Annotated in this window: 19 protein-coding genes; 5 read left to right on the forward strand and 14 right to left on the reverse strand. The window is 64.8% G+C overall.

Annotation, left to right across the window (positions count from 1 at the left end; all coding sequences use genetic code 11):
- Positions 1-352 precede the first annotated feature (352 nt).
- The 11 genes from surE to A3840_RS06180 all read right to left on the reverse strand — a co-directional run bounded on the left by surE (position 353) and on the right by A3840_RS06180 (position 12175).
- Positions 353-1126 carry a 5'/3'-nucleotidase SurE gene (surE, locus tag A3840_RS06130; protein ID WP_165603132.1) on the reverse strand — a complete coding sequence of 258 codons (774 nt, stop codon included), beginning with the start codon at positions 1124-1126 and terminating at the stop codon, positions 353-355.
- A 1-nt stretch (position 1127) separates the two neighbouring features.
- Positions 1128-2456 carry a serine--tRNA ligase gene (gene serS, locus A3840_RS06135; RefSeq protein ID WP_067453479.1) on the reverse strand — a complete coding sequence of 443 codons (1329 nt, stop codon included), beginning with the start codon at positions 2454-2456 and terminating at the stop codon, positions 1128-1130.
- Positions 2457-2564: 108 nt separating this feature from the next.
- Entirely contained in the window at positions 2565-3398 is an 834-nt protein-coding gene (gene tatC, locus A3840_RS06140) for a twin-arginine translocase subunit TatC (RefSeq protein ID WP_067453482.1), read from the reverse strand.
- A 3-nt stretch (positions 3399-3401) separates the two neighbouring features.
- Positions 3402-4136, reverse strand: coding sequence for a Sec-independent protein translocase protein TatB (tatB, locus tag A3840_RS06145; protein ID WP_067453485.1), 735 nt, complete (start codon positions 4134-4136; stop codon positions 3402-3404).
- 68 nt (positions 4137-4204) lie between these two features.
- Positions 4205-4417 carry a twin-arginine translocase TatA/TatE family subunit gene (locus A3840_RS06150; RefSeq protein WP_067453488.1) on the reverse strand — a complete coding sequence of 71 codons (213 nt, stop codon included), beginning with the start codon at positions 4415-4417 and terminating at the stop codon, positions 4205-4207.
- A gap of 60 nt (positions 4418-4477) precedes the next feature.
- The gene (locus A3840_RS06155; RefSeq protein ID WP_067453491.1) at positions 4478-5587 is read right to left on the reverse strand and encodes an ABC transporter ATP-binding protein; all 1110 of its coding nucleotides are present in this window, start codon (positions 5585-5587) and stop codon (positions 4478-4480) included.
- Complete coding sequence (scpB, locus tag A3840_RS06160) at positions 5587-6252, reverse strand: SMC-Scp complex subunit ScpB (RefSeq protein ID WP_067453494.1); 666 nt, start codon at positions 6250-6252, stop codon at positions 5587-5589. Before scpB ends, A3840_RS06155 begins: the two co-directional genes overlap by 1 nt.
- On the reverse strand, positions 6249-7034 hold the full coding sequence (locus A3840_RS19955) for a segregation and condensation protein A (RefSeq protein WP_067453498.1): 786 nt from the start codon (positions 7032-7034) through the stop codon (positions 6249-6251). Before A3840_RS19955 ends, scpB begins: the two co-directional genes overlap by 4 nt.
- Positions 7035-7121: 87 nt before the next feature.
- The gene (locus A3840_RS06170) at positions 7122-9110 is read right to left on the reverse strand and encodes an SPOR domain-containing protein (RefSeq protein WP_067453501.1); all 1989 of its coding nucleotides are present in this window, start codon (positions 9108-9110) and stop codon (positions 7122-7124) included.
- 98 nt (positions 9111-9208) lie between these two features.
- On the reverse strand, positions 9209-10954 hold the full coding sequence (gene argS, locus A3840_RS06175; RefSeq protein ID WP_067453505.1) for an arginine--tRNA ligase: 1746 nt from the start codon (positions 10952-10954) through the stop codon (positions 9209-9211).
- A gap of 30 nt (positions 10955-10984) precedes the next feature.
- Complete coding sequence (locus A3840_RS06180) at positions 10985-12175, reverse strand: deoxyguanosinetriphosphate triphosphohydrolase (protein ID WP_067453508.1); 1191 nt, start codon at positions 12173-12175, stop codon at positions 10985-10987.
- Positions 12176-12259: 84 nt separating this feature from the next.
- On the opposite strand from A3840_RS06180, the gene erpA reads away from it, so the two are divergent.
- From erpA to xth, 3 genes are all read left to right on the forward strand, one after another.
- Positions 12260-12613 carry an iron-sulfur cluster insertion protein ErpA gene (gene erpA / locus A3840_RS06185; protein ID WP_067453511.1) on the forward strand — a complete coding sequence of 118 codons (354 nt, stop codon included), beginning with the start codon at positions 12260-12262 and terminating at the stop codon, positions 12611-12613.
- A gap of 58 nt (positions 12614-12671) precedes the next feature.
- Positions 12672-13793, forward strand: coding sequence for a serine hydrolase domain-containing protein (locus A3840_RS06190; RefSeq protein ID WP_067453514.1), 1122 nt, complete (start codon positions 12672-12674; stop codon positions 13791-13793).
- A 70-nt stretch (positions 13794-13863) separates the two neighbouring features.
- Complete coding sequence (gene xth / locus A3840_RS06195; RefSeq protein ID WP_067453558.1) at positions 13864-14643, forward strand: exodeoxyribonuclease III; 780 nt, start codon at positions 13864-13866, stop codon at positions 14641-14643.
- A gap of 171 nt (positions 14644-14814) precedes the next feature.
- Here xth and A3840_RS06200 read toward each other — a convergent pair whose 3' ends face one another.
- Entirely contained in the window at positions 14815-15630 is an 816-nt protein-coding gene (locus A3840_RS06200) for a tetratricopeptide repeat protein (RefSeq protein WP_067453562.1), read from the reverse strand.
- Positions 15631-16323: 693 nt separating this feature from the next.
- Here A3840_RS06200 and A3840_RS06205 point away from each other — a divergent pair.
- Positions 16324-18171: an ABC transporter ATP-binding protein gene (locus tag A3840_RS06205; protein ID WP_082903691.1), complete on the forward strand. Its 1848-nt coding sequence runs from the start codon at positions 16324-16326 to the stop codon at positions 18169-18171.
- 84 nt (positions 18172-18255) lie between these two features.
- On the opposite strand, the gene A3840_RS06210 is transcribed toward A3840_RS06205, so the two are convergent.
- Positions 18256-21009, reverse strand: coding sequence for a valine--tRNA ligase (locus A3840_RS06210; protein ID WP_067453517.1), 2754 nt, complete (start codon positions 21007-21009; stop codon positions 18256-18258).
- Between the two features lie 200 nt (positions 21010-21209).
- Between A3840_RS06210 and A3840_RS06215 the strand changes: the two genes are divergently transcribed.
- Entirely contained in the window at positions 21210-21473 is a 264-nt protein-coding gene (locus tag A3840_RS06215; RefSeq protein ID WP_131798261.1) for a hypothetical protein, read from the forward strand.
- Between the two features lies 1 nt (position 21474).
- Here the strand turns inward: A3840_RS06215 and A3840_RS06220 are convergent, their stop codons facing one another.
- On the reverse strand, positions 21475-22221 hold the full coding sequence (locus A3840_RS06220; protein ID WP_245676560.1) for a DUF2497 domain-containing protein: 747 nt from the start codon (positions 22219-22221) through the stop codon (positions 21475-21477).
- Positions 22222-22251 lie beyond the last annotated feature (30 nt).

Genomic DNA, 22251 nt, shown 5'->3' on the forward strand with positions numbered 1-22251 from the left:
TAAGGTTAAGATCGGGAAGCGATTACCCGCTGCCCTCTCCCAGACCTCATGGTGAGCTTGTCGAACCAGGAGGTCGCAGCCACCGCGTTCCCGACCTCGTCCTTCGACAGGCTCAGGATGAGGTCTACGGGGACATGGCCAATATCTCGCGCGTGCCGCCACCCCCTCCCATCCTCCCCCATCAAGGGGGAGGTGCCGCATCCAGTGTGGGGCAGTATTTGCGCCTCATACGCCGGCCCGAAACCCTCTCCCTTGCAGTGAGACGTGGGAGGGAGAGGCCCTCGATCTTATCGGCCCATAGGCGATAGCCCTGCCCCGCAACGGGCGCGGGAGCATCCAGGTCGAGACGAAACTACCGCCCCTTCAGCCCGATCGTCCCCAGCCGTTCCAGCGCGCCGCGATGGGTTTGTTGCAGGGCGAAGGGGGTGACGGTGATGGCATTGCCGCGGCGGAGCACTTCGTAATCGGCCTTCGGGTCCAGCGGCAGCGGGGTTTCGGGAATCGCCATGAAGAATTCGCCATCGTTATCGCTGGGATAATAGCGAATCGGCGAGCGGGAGAATCGCTGATGGGCGACGGCGGCGAGGCCGGTCACTTCCGTGGTGCCGCAATAGGGGAAATTGACGTTGTAGAAGACGTCGTCATCGCCATGCGCCGCCAGAATGGCCTCGACCACTTCGGCGCCGAAACGGGCCGCATTGGACCAATCCGGCTTGCGGGTGATTTCATAATCCATGGACTGGCTCATGGCGATGCCGATGGCGCCTTGCAAAACCCCTTCGCGGGCGCCGGCGGCGGTGCCCGAGCAATTAACGATGTCACCCAGATTCTGGCCCGCATTGACGCCGGAGAGAACCAGGTCGGCGGGCTTGTCGCCCAGGATATGGGTCATGCCGGCGACGACGCAATCGGCCGGGGAGCCGCCCTTGACCGCAAAGCGGCGGGGGCCGTGTTCGACGAAGGACAATTCGCGGCCGAAGCTGAAGCGGTGCCCTGCCCCGGATTGATTGCCATCCGGGGCGACGATCCAGACATCGTCCGAAAGCGCATGGGCGATCTCGGCCATCACGGCAAGGCCCGGCGCATCCACGCCATCGTCATTGGTGAGGAGGATGCGCAGCGCCATGTCAGCGGCCGCCGATGGCGGTGAGGCCATTCATGTAGGGCTGCAAGGCCTCGGGAATGAGGACCGAGCCGTCTTCCTGCTGGTAATTTTCCAGCACGGCGATGAGGCAGCGACCCACGGCGGTGCCCGAACCGTTGAGGGTATGCACATAACGCGGCGCCTGCTTCTCGCCGGCGGGCCGATAGCGCGCTTCCATCCGGCGGGCCTGGAAATCCCCGCAGACCGAGACCGAGGAAATCTCGCGATAGGTATCCTGGCCCGGCAGCCAGACCTCGATGTCATAGGTCTTGCGGGCGCTGAAGCCCATGTCGCCCGTGCACAGGTTCATCACCCGGTAATGCAGGCCCAGCCGCTGCATGACGGTTTCGGCGCAGGCCAGCATGCGCTCGTGCTCGTTGACCGATTCTTCGGGCGTGGTGACAGAGACGAGCTCCACCTTGTTGAACTGATGCTGGCGCAGCATGCCACGCGTGTCGCGGCCGGCCGAACCGGCCTCGGACCGGAAGCTCGGGGTCAGCGCGGTGAAGCGCAGCGGCAGCTCCTCCTCGGCGAGGATGGATTCGCGGACGAGATTGGTCAGCGGCACTTCGGCCGTGGGGATCAGCGCCAGGCGGCTTTCGCCATGGGCGGTGAAGAAGAAGTCGCCGTCGAACTTGGGCAATTGGCCGGTGCCATACATGGCCTCGTCGCGCACCAGGAAGGGCGGCTGCACCTCCAAATAGCCGTGCTCATTGGTGTGCAGGTCGAGCATGAACTGGCCCAGGGCCCGTTCGAGGCGGGCGACCTGGCCCTTGAGCACCACGAAGCGGCTGCCCGAGAGCTTGGCGGCGATCTCGAAATCCATGTTCTTGTCGGCAACGCCGATATCGAAATGCTCCTTTGGCGCGAAGGCGAAGCTCGGCTTGGCCGGGCGCATGCCGGCCGCCGTCGCAGGCGAACCATTGAGGCCGAAATATTCGACATTGCCGCTCTCGTCGTCGCCCACGGGCACATCGTCGAGCGCCATATTGGGGATGGCCGAAAGCGCATCGCGCAATTCCTTTTCGACCGCGCGCTCCTCGGCCTCGCCGCTGGGGATGAAATCCTTGAGGCGCGCGACTTCCGCCATCAGCTCGGCGGCCTTGGCCTCGTCCTTCTGCGCCTTGGCCTGGCCGATCTGCTTGGACAGCGTATTGCGCTTTTCCTGCGCCTCATTGAGGCGGACGATGACCTGGCGGCGACGCTCGTCGATGGCGATGAGATCGGCGGAACGGACGGACAGGTTCTTGCGCTGCGACATGGCCTTGTCGAAGGCGTCAGGATTGTCTCTGATCCACTTGATATCGAACATCGTTGCTACGGGCCGTGCCCGCCTCTGCGGTCATGCAGGCTGGGAAAGGGCCCCTTGGCATGCCTGCATCGGCCAGGGGCACAGCGAAGCGCGCCCCGGGGAGCGCAGCTATTCGGAGGATGAACCGGACAGTTCCGCGTCCTGGGCGGCCAAGGCCGCTTCACGCCGCTTCTGCACCATCCGCACCGAAATGATAGCGAGTTCGTAGAGAGCATACATCGGCATGGCAAGACCGATCTGCGAGATCGGATCGGGCGGCGAAACGAAGGCCGCGACCGCCAGAATGCCGACAATGGCGTAGCGGCGGCCTTTCCTGAGCATGTCGACATTGACCAGGTCGATCTGCGCCAGAAGCGTCAGAATCACCGGGAGCTGGAAGCAGATGCCGAAGGCGAGAATGAGCGTGGTGGCGAGGCCGAGATATTCGGACACGCGCGGCAGCAGCTTGATCTCTTCGGTCTGCATATTGGTGAAGAAGCCGAGCGCCAGCGGCAGGACCACGAAATAGACCATCGCCGCACCCAGGAGGAAAAACACAGGCGTGGCCACCAGATAGGGGATCAGCGCCTTGCGTTCATGCTTGTAGAGCCCCGGCGCCATGAAGCGGTAGATCTGGGTGGCGAGATAGGGAAAGCCCAAGAAGATCGCGCCGAAAAAGGCCAGATTGAGCTGGGTGAAGAAGAATTCCTGCGGCGCAGTATAGATCAGCTCCATATCGCCCGGATTGGGATAGATGGAGCGATAGGGATTGAGCAGCACGTCGAAAATCTGCCCGGCGAAGAGGAAGCAGAAGATCATCAGCAGCACGATGGCGATGGCGCTGTGAATGAGCCGCTTGCGCAGCTCGATGAGGTGCTCCATCAGCGGCGCTTCGCTGCCCGCGAGCTCGTCCCCGGGCGCGCCAGCCTTGGTCTTGTCCTCGATCTGCTTGGTATCGGCCATCGTCTAGCTCTTCTCGGCCGTTTCGGCAGGTTTCTTGCGCGGCGCGCGCGGCTTTTTCACCACAGGCGCGTCCACGCCGGGCTCGGCAATGGCGGCGCGCTTGGCCCGCGGCTTGGGCGCGGGCTTGGCCGCGCTATCGGCTGCGGGCGCAGCCGTCTTGGCGGCAGCGCGCGGGCGGACGGCCTTGACCGGCTCGGCAGGCGCATCGGCAGCGGCGGCCTTGGGCTTTGCAACCTTGGCCGCCTTTGCCGTGGCCGGCTTTGCGGCGGCCTTTGCCGTGGCGGTGTCGCTGAATGCAGGCGGGGTGGTCTTCTTGCCCGCAACCGGCTTGGCGGCAGTCGGCTTGAAGCCGTATTCGCCGGCCAGCTCGGTGCCGGATTTGGCCGGAGCCATGCCGGCCTTTTCCTTGATCGCGTCGGCGACGCTTTCCACCTTGGGATCGGTGGGCTTCAGGGCGCCGGTCGGCGTCTGCTGCCCATCCTTGCCGATAGCATTGAATTCCTTGCGGATTTCATCGGCGGTCTTCTTCAGCGGATCGGCGATGCTGTTGCGCAGATTGCGCACTTCATCCAGCCCCGTCGACTTGTTGATCTCGCGCTGGAACTCGCGCCCCATGCGCTGAATCTGGCCGACCACCTTGCCGATGCGTCCCATGACGATCGGCAGGTCCTTGGGACCGATGACGATCAGCGCCACGACGCCGATCACCAGCATCTCTGTCCAGCCTATGCCGAGCATCGCAATAGTCTCCGCGGGGCGGCAGGCCCGCCCCTAAATCTGTCGGTGTGAAGACGGCCGGGCGCGGATCAGGCGTCCTTGCTCTTGTCCACTTCGCGCGCATCGACCTCGGCGGTGGTCTGGATGCGCTCGGCGGGCTTGTCATCGTCCCGCATGCCCTTCTGGAAGGCTTTGATGCCGGAGGCGACCTCGCCCATCATGCCGGAAATCTTCCCGCGGCCGAACAGCAGGATAACGACGACGGCGACAACGAGAATGCCCCAAATAGACGGCGCGTGCATGATAGTCTCCCTAGAACTCCAGATACGCTTTACGCGCTATAGATAGACCGAGAAATAGGTTTAATCGCGCCCAAACACAAGAACGTGTTCCAGATTGAGCACGACGGAGACGTCCTGCCCGAGCCGGAGCGCGCCATCGGCCGGCTGGCGGATGCCCAGCGGCACATCGAGACCGTCGAGCTTGACCTCGAACAGGTCGATGCCGATGGCATCGCGGCGCGAGACGATGCGGCCCGGAATACCGGGGCCTTGCGCCGCGATCCGGGCGCCGCCAACCGGCCGGATCGCCACGGTGACGCGCGCGCCATCGGCAAAATCGGGCGCCGGAACCGGCCCCAGCGGCGTCTCCGCCATGCCGGCGCGAACCGCTGTTTCGATCTCGCCCAGCGGCGAAAGGAAGCGGGCGGCCGCCAGGTCGACGGGCCGCGAATAAATCTCCGCGGCGGTGCCGATCTGAGCGATGCGCCCCTGCCGCAACAGGGCGACGCGATCGCCCATGATCATGGCTTCCTCGGGATCGTGCGTCACCACGAGGCTGGTGGCATTGGTTTCGCGCAGCACCGCCAGCGTCTCGTCGCGCACGGTCTCGCGCAGGCGCGCGTCGAGGCTGGAAAAGGGCTCGTCCAGCAGCAGCAGGCCGGGACGCGGCGCAACGCTGCGCGCCAGGGCCAGCCGCTGCTGCTGCCCGCCCGAAAGCTGATGGGGATAATCGTTCTCGCGCCCGGCAAGGCCGACGCGACGCAGGGACACGCGAGCCTGTTCCAGAGCCGCCGTGCGCCCGAGACGCTTCAGCCCATAGAGCACGTTCTGGAGCACGGAAAGATGCGGAAAGAGCGCGTAATCCTGGAACATGAGGCCGATTCCGCGCCGGTCGGGCGTGACGGTGCGGCCGGGCGCGGACATGAGTTCGCCATTGATGCGCAGGGCCCCGGCGCTGACCGGCTGGATGCCGGCCGCGACCCGCAGGGCAGTCGATTTGCCCGACCCCGATTCGCCGAGCAGGCAGACGATCTCTCCGGGGCGCAGCGACAGGCGGAAATTATCGAGGACCGGCCGGCCGCCGAGCTCGACGCAGATATCGTCGAATTCCAGCGATGCCGCGAAGGACACCCCCGCCGTGCCGCGCGGGCCCCAATTCTGCGGCTCGACCGCCTGCGCCGCTTCGGCCATCACTCTTCCTCGTTCTCGTTTTCGCCCGGATCCGATGGGTCCAGCGGGTCTTCGTCGTCGCGCAAGGCGCCATCGAAGGGCAATGGTATCTGCATGTCCGGCGGCAGGCGCCCCGAAAGCAGGCCCGATCCCTTCAATTCATCGAGACCGGGCAGGTCGGACAGGCCCTCCAGCCCAAAATGATCGAGAAAAGCTTCCGTGGTGCCATAGGTCACCGGCCGCCCCGGCGTACGACGGCGACCGCGCATGCGCACCCAGCCAGCTTCCATCAGGAGGTCCAGCGTGCCCTTGCCGGTGGCGACGCCGCGCACTTCCTCGATTTCGGCGCGCGTGGCCGGCTGGTGATAGGCGATGATGGAGAGCGTTTCGAGCGCCGCCCGGGACAGCGGCCGCGTTTCGTGCTCCTCCCGCCGCAGCAGGAAGCCCAAATCCTCGGCGGTGCGGAAGGCCCAGCCCTCGCCGCGCCGGACCAGGTTCACCCCCCTGCCCGCATATTCGGCCTGCAAGGCTGCGAGCAGGCCTTTGACATCGACGCCTTCGCCCAGATAGGGCGCGATATCGACGGCCCGCAGCGGCTCGGCCGAGGCAAACAGCAGGGCCTCGACGATGCGCAGGTGGCGGCGCAGCACCTCGCCTGTTTCGGAATCGCGCTCGATTTCGGTCACGTCTGGCTCCGGCGGCGGCGCAGGAAAAGCGGCCCGAACGTCTCGCCCTGGCGCAGCTCGATCTCCCCCTGGCGCACCAGTTCGAGACTGGAGGCGAAGGTGGAGGCGCGCACGGTGGCCCGCTCGTCCGGTCGGGCGAGATAATCGACCAGATAGGCGTCCAGCGACACCCATTCCTGACTCTCGCCGATCAGCCGCATCAGGATGTCCCGCGCATCCTGCAGCGACCAGACGGTGCGCAGCACGGGCGAATAATCGGTCGATATATTGCGCTCGCGCTGGGCGGAATAGGCCTTGAGCAGGTCGTAGAAACTGGCTTCCCAGATAGAGCGGCGGGCGATCTCCAGCGGCTCAGGCGCGCCGCGCGCATAGATCTGGAAACCCAGGCGCGGGCGGTTCATCAGCCGGCTGGCCGCTTCGCGCATCGCCTCGAGCCGCTTGAGGCGGAATTGCAGCATGGCAGCGAGCATTTCGCCGCTCGGCTCCTCGTCGCCGGGCGCCTGCGGCACCATGAGCCGGCTCTTGAGATAGGCGAGCCAGGCCGCCATGACCAGGTAATCGGCGGCAACCTCGATGCGGCGCTCGCGCACCTTGTCGATGAAGGCGAGATATTGCTCGGCGAGCGCGAGGACGGAAATGCTGGCGAGATCGACCTTCTGCCGCCGGGCCAGGTCGAGCAGCAGGTCCAAAGGCCCCTCATAGCCCCCCACATCGACATGCAGGATTTCATCCGCCGGCGGAGGCGACGGCGTGTCGAACCAGTCGGTTTGCGGGCTCGTCATGGAAAGGCCGGGCCGATGAATGTCATGACCCATCCTTGGCCGCTGGCGCGCCCAGCGTCAAGCGAGGCGCGCAAGCCGATCACAGGGTCAGAGGAGCAGGCAATCGCCGCCCGCGGCCCTGACGTTGGTGCAGATATTGGCGGCGGCTTCCCGCGACGGCGCCGGCACCAGCACGCGGTAATAGATGCCGCGCTCGCCCAGATCGACGCGCTGGATTTCCGGGCTCACGCCGCTGAACAGCACGCCATAGCGCGTGGCCATGGCCTGTGCTGACTGGCGCGCCGCATCTTCGCTGCGCTGGGAGGCCAATTGCACATAGGCCGCCGCGCTGCCGCCGCTGGCGGCGACGGGCTGCTGCGTGGTCGCGGCCTGTGCCGGCGGAGCGGCAAGCGCATTATTGGCGCTCGTATTGGCCGCTGCCGGGGGCACTGCCGCCGCGGCGAGGGCAGCGGAGGCAAGCTGGGCGAAATCGGCCGGGCGATCCACCGGCACGGTGACATTGCGGCCGGGAATCGTGGCGCCGGACGCATCGACGACGGGCACGACAGCGCCCGAGGTTACCGGCGTGACGGCCGGAACCGGGGTGGTTTCAGCGCTCGGTGCGGCAGGAGTCGCGCTTTCGGCGGCGATAGTGCTGGCAATGAGATCGGGCGTCGAGAAATCGGCGCCGGGCACGTCGGGCACGTTCGGGCGCTCGACCGGCAGGATCGAGGCGCCGGCCATGCTGTCCGTGCCGCTGATGATGGTGCCGTCGGGCCGGACGGTGACCGTGCGCACCTTGCGGTTCACCAGGCCTTCCTGATTGGGGTCGATGGCCGTGCCGTCATCGCCGGCCAGAACGCCGGGCCCACCCGTGCCGGCAGCAGCCTCGGTGAGGGCGGCTTCATCGGCCTGGTCACGCGGCACAAGCTGTTCGTCCGCAGGGTTGGTGCCGCCGGAAATCTCGTTGAAGACCACCGATTGCTGGCCGGATTGCTCCACGGGCTCCGGCACGTCCTTGACCGCGGCATTGTCGGCCAAAACCAGGGGCGCCGGGCCGGACGGCGCGCCGCCCTGCCCCAGGACCCAATAGAGGCCCACACCGGCGACGGCGAGCAGACCCACGGCCAACAGCGGGCCGGCAACGGCGCGCGACATGGTGAAACCGCGCCGGGGCGGCGGCGCCATGGCCGCCAGTTCGTCCACGCCAGCATCGTCGCGGTCGATCTCGGAATTGACCCATTCCACCTGCGCGCCGGTCGCGGCGGCGGCAGCCAGGATGGCATCGTCCACCGAGCCGGGCTCGGACTGACGCGAGGCCGGCGTTTCGACGCGCGGTTCGGCGGCCGGCAAAGTGGGCGTGGCAAGGCTGCGCAAGGCCGGGCTCGGCGAACGCGCGGCGTCCTGCTGGGCCTTCTGCACCACCGGCGCCAGAAGGCGCTCGATATCGGTCAGCGGATCGGTTGCGGCGGGCTCGGCCGGGCGCACCGGCGCCTCCGGAACCGGCTCGGCCGGCAGGAGAGGTTCGTCGGCAACCGGCTCGACGGCCACGATGACCGGAGCGGGCGTCTGTTCCGGCATCGGAACGGGCACGGCCTGGGCCGTGGTGGGCGCGCCCAGCCCGAAGACCGGCGGCACCCCGAAATTGTCCGTCCCGCGCGCCGGGCCTTCGGCCACCGGGGCCGGCTCGGCCGGGGCCAGGTCATTGGCCAGCTCGGCCGCGATCAGGTCCGCCAGCCCATCATGATCAAGCTCTTCGCTTTCGCGCTGCACCGGGGCCGGAGCGGCCGGCTTTGCCTCAACGGGCGACACAGGCGTGGCGGGCCCGGCATGACGCGGAGGATCGTTGAGAACGAAATCGAAATTGAACGGTTCGCGCTTTTCCTCGGGCGCGGGCGCGGCGCCCGGAATTCGCACTGGAGCCGGCTTTTCCGCCTCGACACGAACCTCGCCGCCAGGAATGCGGACCGGTGCGGCATTTTCGGCGGCGGGGGCCGGCGGCGTGCGGGTATTCTGATCAGAAGAACGGGCATCGTCGGCCATCAGCCGGGCAAGCTCGGCAATAAGGTCGTCCGGTGCATCAGTCTGTGCGGCCATCGATTGCGGTTTCGCTGACGTCATCTGGCAGCGCCCCTTTAGTATGGATCGGCCCTGTCAAGAGCCGGCCCGCGAGTGTTCACACCAATACGCCCGAATTATGAAAGCTCCTCGGGCGCGGTGACACCCAGAATACCCAAGCCATTGCGGATCACTTGGCGTACAGCGTCCACGAGCGCGAGTCGAGCCAAAGTCAAATTCGCGTCCGAAAGGTTAACAAATCGCAAATCATGCTCATCCTTGCCCTTGGCCCAGAAGCCATGGAAGGCCGCTGCCAGCTCGTGGACATAGAAGGCAACCCGGTGCGGTTCATGCGCAAGAGCCGCTGCCGCAACCAGGCGCGGCCAGGCGCCAAGCAGGCGGATGAGCTCGATATCGGCGGCGCTGTCCAGCCGCTCGATCGGCGCCCCGGCCAGAGCGGCGGGGGAAATATCGAGCTCGGGCATGTCGCGCTGGGCGGTGCGGAAAATCGAGCAGGCCCGCGCATGCGCATATTGGACATAGAAGACCGGATTGTCGCGCGTCTGTTCCTTGACCAGCGCGAAGTCGAAATCCATCGCCGCGTCGTTGCGCCGGAACAGCAGCATGAAGCGGGTGGCGTCCGGCCCCACTTCCTCGACCACGTCGGACAGCGTCACCAGATCCCCGGAGCGCTTGCTCATCTTGAACGGCTCGCCGTTCTTGAGGAGGCGCACGAGCTGGCAGATGCGCACGTCGATATCGGCCTCGCCTTGCGATACCGCCTTCACGGCGGCCTGGAGGCGCTTCACATAGCCCGAATGGTCAGCGCCGAGCACATTGACCATATGCTTGAAGCCGCGCAGGTATTTGTTGCGGTGATAGGCGATGTCGGCGGCGAAATAGGTATAGGAACCGTCGGACTTGATCAGGGCGCGATCGGTGTCGTCGCCGTAATCCTTGGCGCGGAACAGGGTCTGCTCGCGGTCTTCCCAATCCTCGGGCGTCTTGCCCTTGGGCGCTTCGAGGCGGCCCTCATAGATCATGCCCTCCTCGCGCAGCCAGGCCAGCGTCTTCTCGATATCGCCACCGGGCCCATGCAATTGCCGCTCGGAGAAGAAGACGTCGTGATGGATGTTGAGCTGGGCCAGGTCGGCCTTGATCAGCACCATCATGGCGCCCAAGGCGGCTTCACGCGCGATCAGCACCGCCTCTTCCTCGGGCTTGTCGAGCAGCGCAGTGCCCCATTCGGCCTTCAGCGCCTCGCCCACGGGGATGAGGTAATCGCCCGGATAGAAGCCGGGAGGAATATCGATCTTTTCGCCCAGCGCCTCGCGGTAGCGCAGCATGGCCGAGCGGCCAAGAATGATGGTCTGCCCGCCGGTATCGTTGATGTAGAATTCGCGCGTCACGTCATAGCCTGACCAGGCCATCAACGAAGCCAGCGCGTCGCCGAACACGGCGCCACGGGTGTGGCCGACATGCATGGGCCCGGTGGGATTGGCCGAGACGAACTCGACATTGACCCGCTCGCCCTGCCCGATATCGGAGCGGCCGTAATTGTCGCCCTGGGCGCCGATGGCTTTCAAGACCTGGTGCCAGATGGCGTTGGACAGGCGGAAGTTGATGAAGCCGGGGCCGGCGACTTCGACCGATTCCACGTCCGGCGCATGGGCGAAACGCCCGGCCAGGCCCATGGCCAGCTCGCGCGGATTCTTGCCGAGCGGCTTGGCCACCACCATGGCCGCATTGGTGGAGAGGTCGCCATGGGCGGGATCGCGCGGAGGCTCCATCACCACGCGCGCCAGCAGAGCCTCGTCGAGCTCGGGATAGTCTGCACGCAGGGCCTCGATGACCCGGGTGGTGAAAAGGGCGAAGATATCCATGGCAAACCTACGGAAATTAATCGGGCCGGGTTAACGGAATTCCGGTCGAGCGTCAAACAGGCGCTGGTGTTCGTCCAGGGCATAGGGGTCGGTCATGCCGGCGATGAAATCGGCGACGATGCGGGCGCGCGGGGGGCCATCTACCGCCCTGCCCGCCTGGCCCCAGCGGCCGGGCATGTCCGGATCGTCCATATAGCGGGCAAAGAGCCGCTCCACCACGGCCTCACTCTCGCGCACCGGCACCATCACCGCCTCGTGCCGATAGACGCGGGTGAAGAGGAAGCGCTTGAGGCCCCTTTCCGCCTCGGCCGTGGCGGGCGAAAAGGTAACCAGCGTTCTACCGGCCAGGCGGACATCCTCGGGGGATGCCACGCCGGAGGCGGCGATATTGGCGGCGCTCGTGGAAATGACATTTTCCACGGCGCGGGTGATCATGCGGCGCTGCACCTCGTGGGTCTGGCGCTTGACGGCGATATCGGGATAGAGCCCGAGCACTTCGGCCACGATGGGGCCGGCCATGGGGACGTCGAGAAAATCCTCCAGCGCCACGAGGCCGGCGCGCAGGGCGTCGTCGATGTCGTGGGCATTATAGGCAATGTCGTCCGCCACGGCCGCCACCTGCGCCTCGAGGCTGGCATGGGTGTCCAGACGCAGATCGGCCGGACTGGCGATGGCGTCGAGGCCGCTCGGCAGGCCCTCCTCGGCATAGCGCCCATAAGGCGAACCATCGGCATGCAGCAGTGGGCCATTATGCTTGAGAATGCCTTCGAGCGTTTCCCAGGTGAGGTTGAGACCGTCATGCTCGGCATAGCGGTTTTCCAGCCGGGTCACGACGCGCAGCGCCTGCACATTGTGATCGAAGCCGCCATAGGGAAGCATGGCCCGGTGCAGCGCCCGTTCCCCGGCATGGCCGAAGGGCGTGTGGCCCAAATCGTGGCTGAGCGCCAGGGCCTCGGCCAAGTCCTCATTGAGCCGCAGGGCGCGGGCAATCGAACGGGCGATCTGGCTGACCTCGAGCGTATGGGTCAGGCGATTGCGGAAATGCCGTCCCTCGTGATGCAGGAAAACCTGCGTCTTGTGCTGAAGCCGGCGGAAGGCGGTGGAATGGATGATGCGGTCGCGGTCGCGCTGGAATTCGGAACGCGTCGGGCTGGGGCCGGTGCCGTAGAGGCGGCCCAGGGACAGGTCGGGCCGGCTGGCATAGGGGGCGGTCTCGCTCATGTGTGGTCGCGGGCCTTTGCAAGGACGCCAGGAGCGCCTATCTTAGCTTCAGTGTTATGACATTACGACCGTCCGGATTTCTCCATGACAGACGCTGCACTCGCCGTTTCTCCCGCCGTAACTCTTTCGGACCGCGCCGCCAAGCGGGTCGCGCGCATCATTTCCAAGGAAGCGCCCGGCACCGTATTGCGCATTTCGGTGGCGGGCGGCGGCTGCTCGGGGTTTCAATACGAATATAACCTGGTGCAGGAAACCGCGAACGACGACGATCTCGTGCTGCAAAAGGGCGAGGCGACGGTATTGATCGATTCGCTGAGCCTGGAATTCATGGGCGGCGCCGAGATCGACTTCGTCGATGACCTGGTCGGGCAGAGCTTCCAGATCAAGAACCCCAATGCGGTCGCCTCCTGCGGCTGCGGGACCAGCTTCGCCGTCTGATCGCCTTTCCCTCCCCGCGCGCAGCCACTAGGCTGAAGCCCGGCAGGGAGGATTCGTCATGGCGTTGGAAAGCGCACTCGATGCGGCCGTAAAGACGGCCATGGACGAAAAGCGCATCGTCGGCGCGGTGCTGCTGGTCCGGCACAAGGGCGAATTGCTCTATGAGAAGGCGCATGGCTGGCTGGATCGCGAATCCCGCCTGCCCATGGTCCCGCATGCCATTTTCCGACTTTCCTCGCTCACCAAGCCGATCGTCGCCGCCACGATCCTGGCCATGAAGGACCACGGGCTCCTGCGGTTCGACGACCCGGTGACGCATTTCCTGCCCGATTTCCGGCCGAAGCTGCCGGATGGCTCCGCACCTGAAATCAATATCGGCCAATTGCTGACGCATAGTTCCGGCCTCAACAACGCGCCCATGGCGACGCCGGACGAATTGCGCGCCGGCACCTCGCCCTGGCACCGGGGAACGGAAGCCGTGCTGGCGCGAATTGCCGAGCGACCATTGCTTTTCCCGCCCGGCGCCGGCTGGGCCTATGGTCCCTCCATCGATGTGCTCGGCGCCATTGCCGGCAAGCTGATCGATGGCCAGCCGCAGGACGCCATCCTGAAATATGTGCTCGATCCGCTGGGCATGATCGACACCAGGTTCGCCGTGACCGACCAATTGCGCCTGGCCGTGCCCTATGGCGATGCGCCGGAAGGGCCAGAGCGCATGGGGGACGTGCATGTCGTCACCGCGCCCTGGGGCGGTGAGGCAACTTATGACACGTTGCGCATTTTCGATGCCGCCACGTTCCAGTCGGGCGGCGGCGGCATGGCGGGCACAGCGCAGGATTTCATGCGCCTGCTGGAAGCGCTGCGCGCCGGCGGCGAACCCATCCTGACCCCGGAAACCGCCGCAATCGGGCTGGCCAATAACACGACACAGCTCGCCCAGGCGGCCGGCCCGGGCTGGGGCTTCAGCTATTTCGGCGCCTGGCTGGACGACCCGAACCTGGCCAATCATCCCGGCAAGCGCGGAACCAACCGCTGGGGCGGCATTTATGGCCATAGCTGGGTCCTGGATCCCGCCAGTGAGCTCAGCATCGTCTCCATGACCAATACCGGGCTCGAAGGCTCGGATGGCCGCTATCGCGACGATATCTGCAAGGCGGTCTATTCCGCCCTTGGCCTGTGAAGGTCGTGCCCAAACCGACGACTTAGGCTAGTATGCCCGGATTCTGACCGAGCTGGAGACGATCATGGCCCTGCGCATCGCCACCTGGAACATCAACGGCATCAAGGCCCGGATCGAATTGCTGCTGCGCTGGCTGGAGGAGGAAAAGCCGGACATCGTCGGATTGCAGGAAATCAAGACGGTGGACGAGGGCTTTCCACGCGCCGAGATCGAAGCGCTGGGCTACAATATCGAAACCCATGGGCAGAAAAGCTGGAACGGAGTGGCGCTGCTCTCCAAGATACCTTTCGACGAGGTGCATCGCGGCCTGCCGGGAGAGGCCGAAGACGAGCAGGCAAGGTTGATTGAGGGCGTGTTCTCGGTGGAAGGCGGGGTGGTGCGCGTCTGCAATATCTACCTGCCCAATGGTAACCCGGTGGATACCGAAAAATTTCCCTACAAGCTGCGCTGGATGGATCGGCTCAACCGCTTCGTGGAAGGGCGGCTGGAGCTGGAAGAGCCCTTCATCCTCATGGGCGATTTCAATCTCATCCCCGCTCCCATCGATGCCCATGACCCCAATGCCTGGTGGGGCGACGCGCTTTATCGGCCGGAAAGCCTCGAAAGATTCCGCATTCTCAGCAATCTGGGCATGACGGACGCGCTGCGGGCCATCAGTGCCGAACAGACTTTCACCTTCTGGGACTTCCAGGCCGGGGCCTGGCGGCGCAATGCCGGTATCCGCATCGACCACCTGATGCTCTCGCCCCAGGCGGCAGACCGGCTGGACGACGTCACCGTGCACAAGGACGTGCGCGGCTGGGACAAGCCCAGCGATCACGTGCCAGTGGAAGGCGTGTTCAGTTTCTGAGGGTTGGGTAGCGCCTCACCCACGGAGAAATCTCGGCCCAGTAGACCTCATCCTGAGCCTGTCGAAGGACGAGGTCGTGGCAACCAGCTTTCGGCGTGCCCGACCTCGTGGTTCGACAGGCTCACCATGAGGTCTCTGAAGAGCTTGTCTCAGTATGCGGTTGCGGCGAAGTCAGTTGAACTCGATGCCGAGTTCGACGCTGTTGCTGGTGCTCGCGCTGGCCATGGCCTGGGCGGCGGCGCGGTCTTCGGGGCTGGCGCTGGAGAGCGCGCGGTTGAGCATGTCGTCGGCAACGGCCTGATCGACGGTGCCCAGGCAGGTATTATGCGCCACATTGAGCCACATCAGGCCTTCTGCAGGGCGCGGCGGATAGGAATCCATGCCGTTGAACAGCAGATTGCCGAGGCCCGCCTGGGCCAGGCAATGGCCCTTGCTGGCGGCGGCCTGCAACCAGCGGGCGCTGAGCGTGGGACTGACGCCCAGTCCGTCTTCCTGCTGATAGAGCAGGCCGACGCGATATTGGGCTTCCGCATCGCCAAAATAGCTAGCGGCGTGCATCAGCATGCGGTGGGATTCCACCGGATCCTGCTTGAGGCCCACTTCCGGGGCGCCCTCGCGGAAATAATCGCCCAGCTTGACGAAGGAGCGCGCCACGATATCGGCTTCGAGTCCCTTGGGGGCCGTATCGGCATGCTGGATGGCGATCTGCGAATAATAGCCGAAGGCCTTGACCGGGTCCTTGTCCACGCCCTCGCCGTTTTCATACATGGTGCCGAGCTGCCACAGAGCCAGCGGGCGGCCCGCCTCCGCGTCGCTTTCCAGCGCCGAGATGAAGGTGTCGTTGGGCACGCCGATGCTGTCCATGGAGGTGATGCCATCCATGGAACGGGCAAAATCGGACGCGGCGTCGATAGCGGTCTGCGCCTGGGCCGGAGCAGCGGCGCAGACGGTAAGCACAGCAATGGCGACATGGGACAAAGTCCGCATGATACTCCTTTCGCCCATGGGGCCATGGGCGGGCACAAAGTGCGGCTTCCGTTTCTCCGGACCCGCTGCGGCGCCGGCACCTGCCGACAGACCGCTGATGTTCATCGATAATCCTGCCCGGACACTGGCGATGGGCAAAGCTAAGTCTGAACAATAGGTAAACATGCTTTGTGGCCGCATTCGGCCAAAGTCATCACAACCCGGCGCGCGAGCCCGCGCAGTGGCCGTTTCGCCACACATCGCCCTGCCCGATAGCCGCATTCTTGCGTTCATATCCACCACTTCAGGCGGACGATCATCCGCCATTCGTCCAGAAAATCCGGGGGAGTCGGCACCTATCCACCCGCGAAGACGCGCGGGATGCACATGGCCGGCATCCGCCCCCGAATGCCCAATCCTTGAGACGATCCGTTCGGTACGCGCCACGCGCAAACCCGTTTCAGACCGCTCTGGCCGTCTTGTTTAGGGTCAGATTGTGGCGGGAAACATCGCCAAACCCTTGCCGTCCGCCCCGCGGCGCGTGAATCCGTGCCTTTGTTGCGAAATCGTCACAGAGACAACTTTGTGACCGAAGCCGGTTGCGGAGCGTTCAGACCCCGACCATATTTTGCGCCTCACCGTTTGGGAGACCTGAAATGAAAAATGTCCTGTCCAGCAAAACACCTTCCAGTCTGCAACAGGACATGATCATTCATGACTTCTCAGGTTCTCAACGGGGCCGGCCGCGCGCGAAAACCCCGTAACAATCGCCTTTTCCGCTTCTTCCCCGCCCGCTCTGACGATCCGGAGGCCCGGCGCAAAGGGCGTGCGCGCTTTGCACGCTTTCTCGGCTATTACCGGCCGCACCTGCCGCTGTTGACAACCATCCTGGCCAGCGCCGTGCTGGTCGCCGCCACCGCCATAGCAATGCCGCTGCTGGCCAATCACATCGTGGCCCGGCTGCCCGAACTTGCCGACAGCCCCGATGCGACGCGGCAATTGCTGTTCATCGGCGGCGTCATGCTGGTCATCTTCGTACTCCAGGCCCTGGCGACCTATTTCGTCGACTATCAGGGCCACGTGATGGGCGCCCGCATCGAAGCGCAGGTGCGCCGGGAATTGTTCGAGCATTGCCAGAAGCTCTCCTTCACCTTCTATGACCGACAGCGGACCGGGCAATTGATGAGCCGGATCAGCAATGACTCGCTGTGGCTGGGCGAATTGTTCCACCACGGCCCGGAGGACGTGGCCATCAGCCTGCTGAAATTCGGTGGCGCCATGGCTGTCCTGACCTGGATCGATCCGATGGTGGCGGGCACGATCGCCCTGATGGTCCCGTTCGCAATCGGTTACGCAATGATCTTCAACCGTCGCATGAATGTTGCCCTACGCACGAGCAAGGAACGCATTGCCGGCGTGAACGAAAGAGTCGAGGACGCGCTGGGCGGTATCCGCGTGGTGCAATCCTTCGCCAATGAGGCCGACGAACTGCGCCGCTTCGAGGTGCAAAACCAGCATTTCCTGCAAAGCCGCAAGGACGGCTATCGCAGCGAGGCGCTGCTGTGGAGCGGTATGGATGGGTTTGCCCAATTGGTCACCGTGGCGGTGATCGTCATCGGCGCCTTCCGCATCCTGCACGCCGACCTGTCGGCCGCCGAGCTGCTGACCCTGCTGCTCTGCGTCGGCGTGTTGCTCGATCCGATCAAGCGTTTCGACAATTTCATCCGGCTCTGGCAGGAGGGCTATACCGGCTTTACCCGGGCCATGGAATTGCTGGAGGAAGAGCCCGACATCGCCGACAATCCGGACGCCCGGCCGCTCGGCGATGTGAAAGGCGCCATTGCCTTCCGCGATGTCCGCTTCCGCTACGAGGCCGATGTGCCGCTGGTGCTGGACGGCATTTCGCTCGATATCCGGCCCGGAGAATTCGTGGCGCTGGTGGGGCCATCCGGCGTGGGCAAGAGCACGCTCTGCGCGCTCATTCCGCGCTTCTACGATGTCGATGGCGGCAGCGTCAGCATCGATGGCCACGATGTGCGCTCGGTTACGCTGGCCTCCCTGCGCCGCAATGTCGGCATGGTGCAGCAGGACGTCTACCTGTTCAGCGGCACCGTCTGGGAAAACCTGCTCTATGGCCGGCCCGGCGCCAGCGATGATGAGGTGATCGCGGCGGCCCGTGCCGCCAATGCCCATGACTTCATCACGGCGCTGCCGCAGGGCTATGACACCGATATCGGTCAGCGGGGCGTCAAGCTCTCGGGCGGGCAGAAGCAGCGGCTGACCATCGCCCGCGCCTTTCTCAAGAACCCGCCGGTGCTGATCTTCGACGAGGCGACCAGCGCCCTCGACAATGACAGCGAACGGGCGGTGCAGCAGGCGCTGCTCGGCCTGGCGCGCGGGCGGACCACGATCGTCATCGCCCACCGCCTCTCCACAGTCCGCCACGCTGACCGCATCCTGGTGCTGACGCGCGAGGGGATGGTGGAGCAAGGCACCCACGACGCGCTGATGGCGGCCGGCGGCGTCTATGCGGGCCTGCACAGCACGCAGGGGCGGATCTGAGTTCAGGACCCATCACAAACACCCTCGGGTCAAGCCCGAGGGTGACGATCTCTGGCCGAGGATGACGGCCTGCGGGAGAGGAACTCAGCTCACATGCTTGAGCGCTTCGAGGATTTTCGAGCGGCGGTCGATCGCCGTTTCGCGCCGGGCCTTCTGCTCCTCGATCACCTCTTCGGGGGCCTTGGAGACAAATTGCTCATTGCCGAGCTTCTTGTCGATCTGGGCGATTTCGGCGTCGAGCTTGGCCACTTCCTTCTCGAGGCGGGCCTTTTCGGCACCGAGATCGATGACGCCGGCCAGCGGCAGGGCATAGGTGGCGTCGCCGACGACGAATTGCGCCGATTCACCGGGCACCTCGTTGCGCGGGGAGATTTCTTCCAGCCTGGCCAGGCGGGTGATGAGCGAAGTTCCGGCCACGAGCCGCGCCAGCGTCTGTTCCCCTGCCCCGCTGACCACCAATTGCAGCTTGGCGCCTGCCGGCACGTTCATTTCGGCGCGAACCGAACGAACATTGGAAATGACGTCGACCAGCCAGGCCAGTTCGGCATCGGCTTCGGCATCCTCAAGGCCTGAAAGGTCCGGCCATTCGGTCAGGATGAGCAAATTTTCGCGCTTGGGACCGAATTCGCCGGTCTTCGCCCACAATTCCTCGGTGACGAAGGGCATGATCGGATGCAGCATGATCAGGATCTGGTCGAGCGCCCAGGCGGCCGTGGCGCGGGTCTCCGCCTTGGCACCCTCATCCTCGCCGTTGAACACCGGCTTGGCGAATTCCACGTACCAGTCGCAGAACGTGCCCCAGACGAAATCATAGGCGCTGTTGGCCGCTTCGTTGAACTTGTAGTCCTCGATGCCGCTCCGCACGGCGGCCATGGCCCGGGCGGTGGCGCCGACGATCCAGCGATTGAGCGGCAGTTTGTTGGCGCGCGGATCGTAGCCTTCGACGCGGCGCGCCTCGTTCATTTCGAGGAAACGCGCGGCATTCCAGAGCTTGGTGACGAAGTTGCGGTAGCCTTCCACGCGGCTGATGGCGAGCTTGAGATCGCGCCCCTGCGCAGCCATGGCGGCCAGGGTGAAGCGGGTCGCATCGGCCCCGTATTCATCCACGAGCTTGAGGGGATCGATGACGTTCCCCTTGGTCTTGCTCATCTTCTGGCCTTTTTCGTCCCGGACCAGGGCATGCATGTAGACGGTGTGGAACGGTTCCTTGTCGAGGAATTCGAGCCCCATCATCATCATGCGGGCGACCCAGAAGAAGATGATGTCGAAACCGGTGACCAGCACGCTGGTCGGATAATAGCGCTTGAGCTCGGGCGTTTCGTCGGGCCAGCCCAGGGTCGAGAAGGGCCAGAGGGCGGAAGAGAACCAGGTATCGAGCACGTCCGGATCGCGGGTCAACGTGACCGGCTTGCCATAATGCTTGTCCGCCGCCGCCTGGGCTTCGGCCTCGCTATGGGCGACAAAGGCCTCGTTGTCCGGACCATACCAGGCCGGAATCTGGTGGCCCCACCAGAGCTGGCGCGAAATGCACCAGGGCTTGATGTTCTCCAGCCAGGCGAAATAGGTGTTTTCGTATTGCTGCGGCACGAATTTGGTGCGGCCCTCGCGCACTGAAGCCAAAGCCGGCTGCGCCAGCACATCGGCCTTGACCCACCACTGGTCGGTGAGAAACGGCTCGATGACGACGAGTTTGGACTTCTCGTCATGCGGAACCATGATCTTCTTGTCTTCGATATGGTCGAGGCCGCGTGTTTCGTTTTCCTCGGCCATGGAGGTCAGGTCGGCGATGATGGCCTTGCGGGCCTCGAAGCGGTCGAGACCACGATATTTCGCCGGAATGAAATCGTCCTCGACGATGGCGCCACGTGTGGTGAAGACGTTGATCGGCTCGAGGCCGGCCCGGGCCCCCACTTCGAAGTCGTTGAAATCATGCGCCGGCGTGATCTTCACTGCGCCAGTGCCTAGGGCCGGATCGGCATATTCGTCGGCGATCACCGGAATGCGCCGGCCGACCAGCGGCAATTCGACGAACTTGCCGATCAGGCCTTGATAGCGCTCATCGTCGGGATGCACGGCCACGGCCACGTCGCCCAGCATGGTTTCGGGGCGGGTGGTGGCGACGATTATATAATCGCGCGTTTCGGTGCCGGTGACATTGCCCTCTTCGTCGGTGATCGGGAACGCATAGGTTACCCCATCGGCGAGCGGATAGCGCAGATGCCACATATGGCCCTTGATTTCGAGGTTCTCGACCTCAAGGTCCGAGATGGCCGTTTCCAGGCCCGGATGCCAGTTCACCAGCCGCTTGGCGCGGTAGATCAGGCCCTTCTTGTGCAGCTCCACGAAGACCTTGGTGACGGCGCGCACCATCTGGTCGTCCGGCTGGCCTGCCGCGCCCATGGTGAAGCGCTCGCGCGAAAAATCGGCGGAGGCGCCGAGACGCTTGAGCTGGTTCATGATGGTGCCGCCGCTTTCGGCCTTCCATTCCCAGACGCGCACGATGAACTTTTCGCGGCCGAGCGTACGACGATCGACCTGCTGGGCGGCAAGCTGGCGCTCGACGATCATCTGGGTGGCGATGCCGGCATGGTCGGTGCCCGGCTGCCAGAGCACGTCCTTTTTCAGCATGCGGTTGAAGCGGATCAGAATGTCCTGAACCGTATTGTTGAGCGCATGCCCGATATGGAGCGAACCGGTGACGTTGGGCGGCGGAATGACGATGGTGAACGGCTCCGCACCGGGCTTGGCCCCTGCCCCGGCCGCAAACGCATCGGCCTCGAGCCAGCCATCATAGATGCGGCCTTCCACGGCGGCGGGTTCATAGGTCTTTTCAAGCATCACGTCACTCGCAACAACAGCGACCCGCCCGGCGAGACCGTGGCGGGTCGGAAAATGGTTGGCAGACTTCAAGCAAATGCGGGGTTCGGGGTCAACAGCAACCCGTGGTGACGGGATGACGTTTGAATTGCAATGCCTATATCTAGGTCTTGCAGACGACACATCCGGGTGCAGCCATGAGAAACGCCGCCATTATCGGCATGACCATAGCGGGATTGCTTGCCGCACCGGCCTTTGCGGCCTGCCCGCCGCCGACGCCGGGCGACACGCCCGCGGAAATCAAGGCCAATGCCGAACGGCTGGTTTGCCTGCAGAGAGAAATTTCGGCCGACACCGAGCGCCGCCGCCAACAGATGGAAATCGATGCGCTCAACAACCGCTTGCGCGATCTAGAGCTGCAGCGGCGGTTCGACAACCTGCCGAAGCCGCCGGTGATCGTGGTGCCGCCGCCGATGACTCTCTAGGTCACTCGCCGCGCGATACGCGGGCGATTTCCTTTTCCACCATGCGCTCGACCACGGCGGGCAGATTTTCATCCAGCCATTCCTTGAGCATGGGGCGCAGCATGTCGCGCATCATGGCTTCGATGGTCAGGCCCGGATTGCCGATGCCCAGGGCATTGAGCTTGCCGATGGAATTGCGCACCGCGGCCTTGGTGGCCGGCTCGAGCAATTCCTCGGTCATCTGCGTGGTCAGCGTCGGATCGGGAAGCGGCGCAGCCTGAGCCACGCTCGGCTGGAACGGGGCGGCCGACGGCTGGGGCTCGGGCGCCACCTCGACCTCGGCGAGCGCGGCCATTTCAGGCTCGGCCTCCGGCTCAGGTTCGGGCTGGCGCGCCGGCAGCGGATCGAAGCTCGGCAGGTCGTCGTCGATATCGAAGGCCACGTCCTCGGCTTCCACCAGGCTCGGACCTTCGTCGTCGGCCTCGGTATCGGCCAGGATGGAATCGAAGCTGACGCTTTCGGGCTCCCTGCCCTCTTCCACGATCTGCGAAGGCGACAGGGCCAGCGGCTCGATATCCTCGAGCATATCGGAAAGGTCCCGGTCGGCCTGGTCGCTCAACGGCTTGGCCGGCGCTGCCTGCATGGGCGGCGGAGCGGCCTGGAACGCGGGCCGGCGCGGCGTGGCCGCCGCGTCGTCATCGGCGATGATCTGCCGGATGGACGACAGGATTTCGTCCATGGACGGTTCTTTGGGTGCCGGCTTGTTCATTGGTGCCTCTTACTCATGCGCCCGATAGGC

This window comes from Devosia elaeis, assembly GCF_001650025.1.
Classification (GTDB): Bacteria; Pseudomonadota; Alphaproteobacteria; order Rhizobiales; family Devosiaceae; genus Devosia; species Devosia elaeis.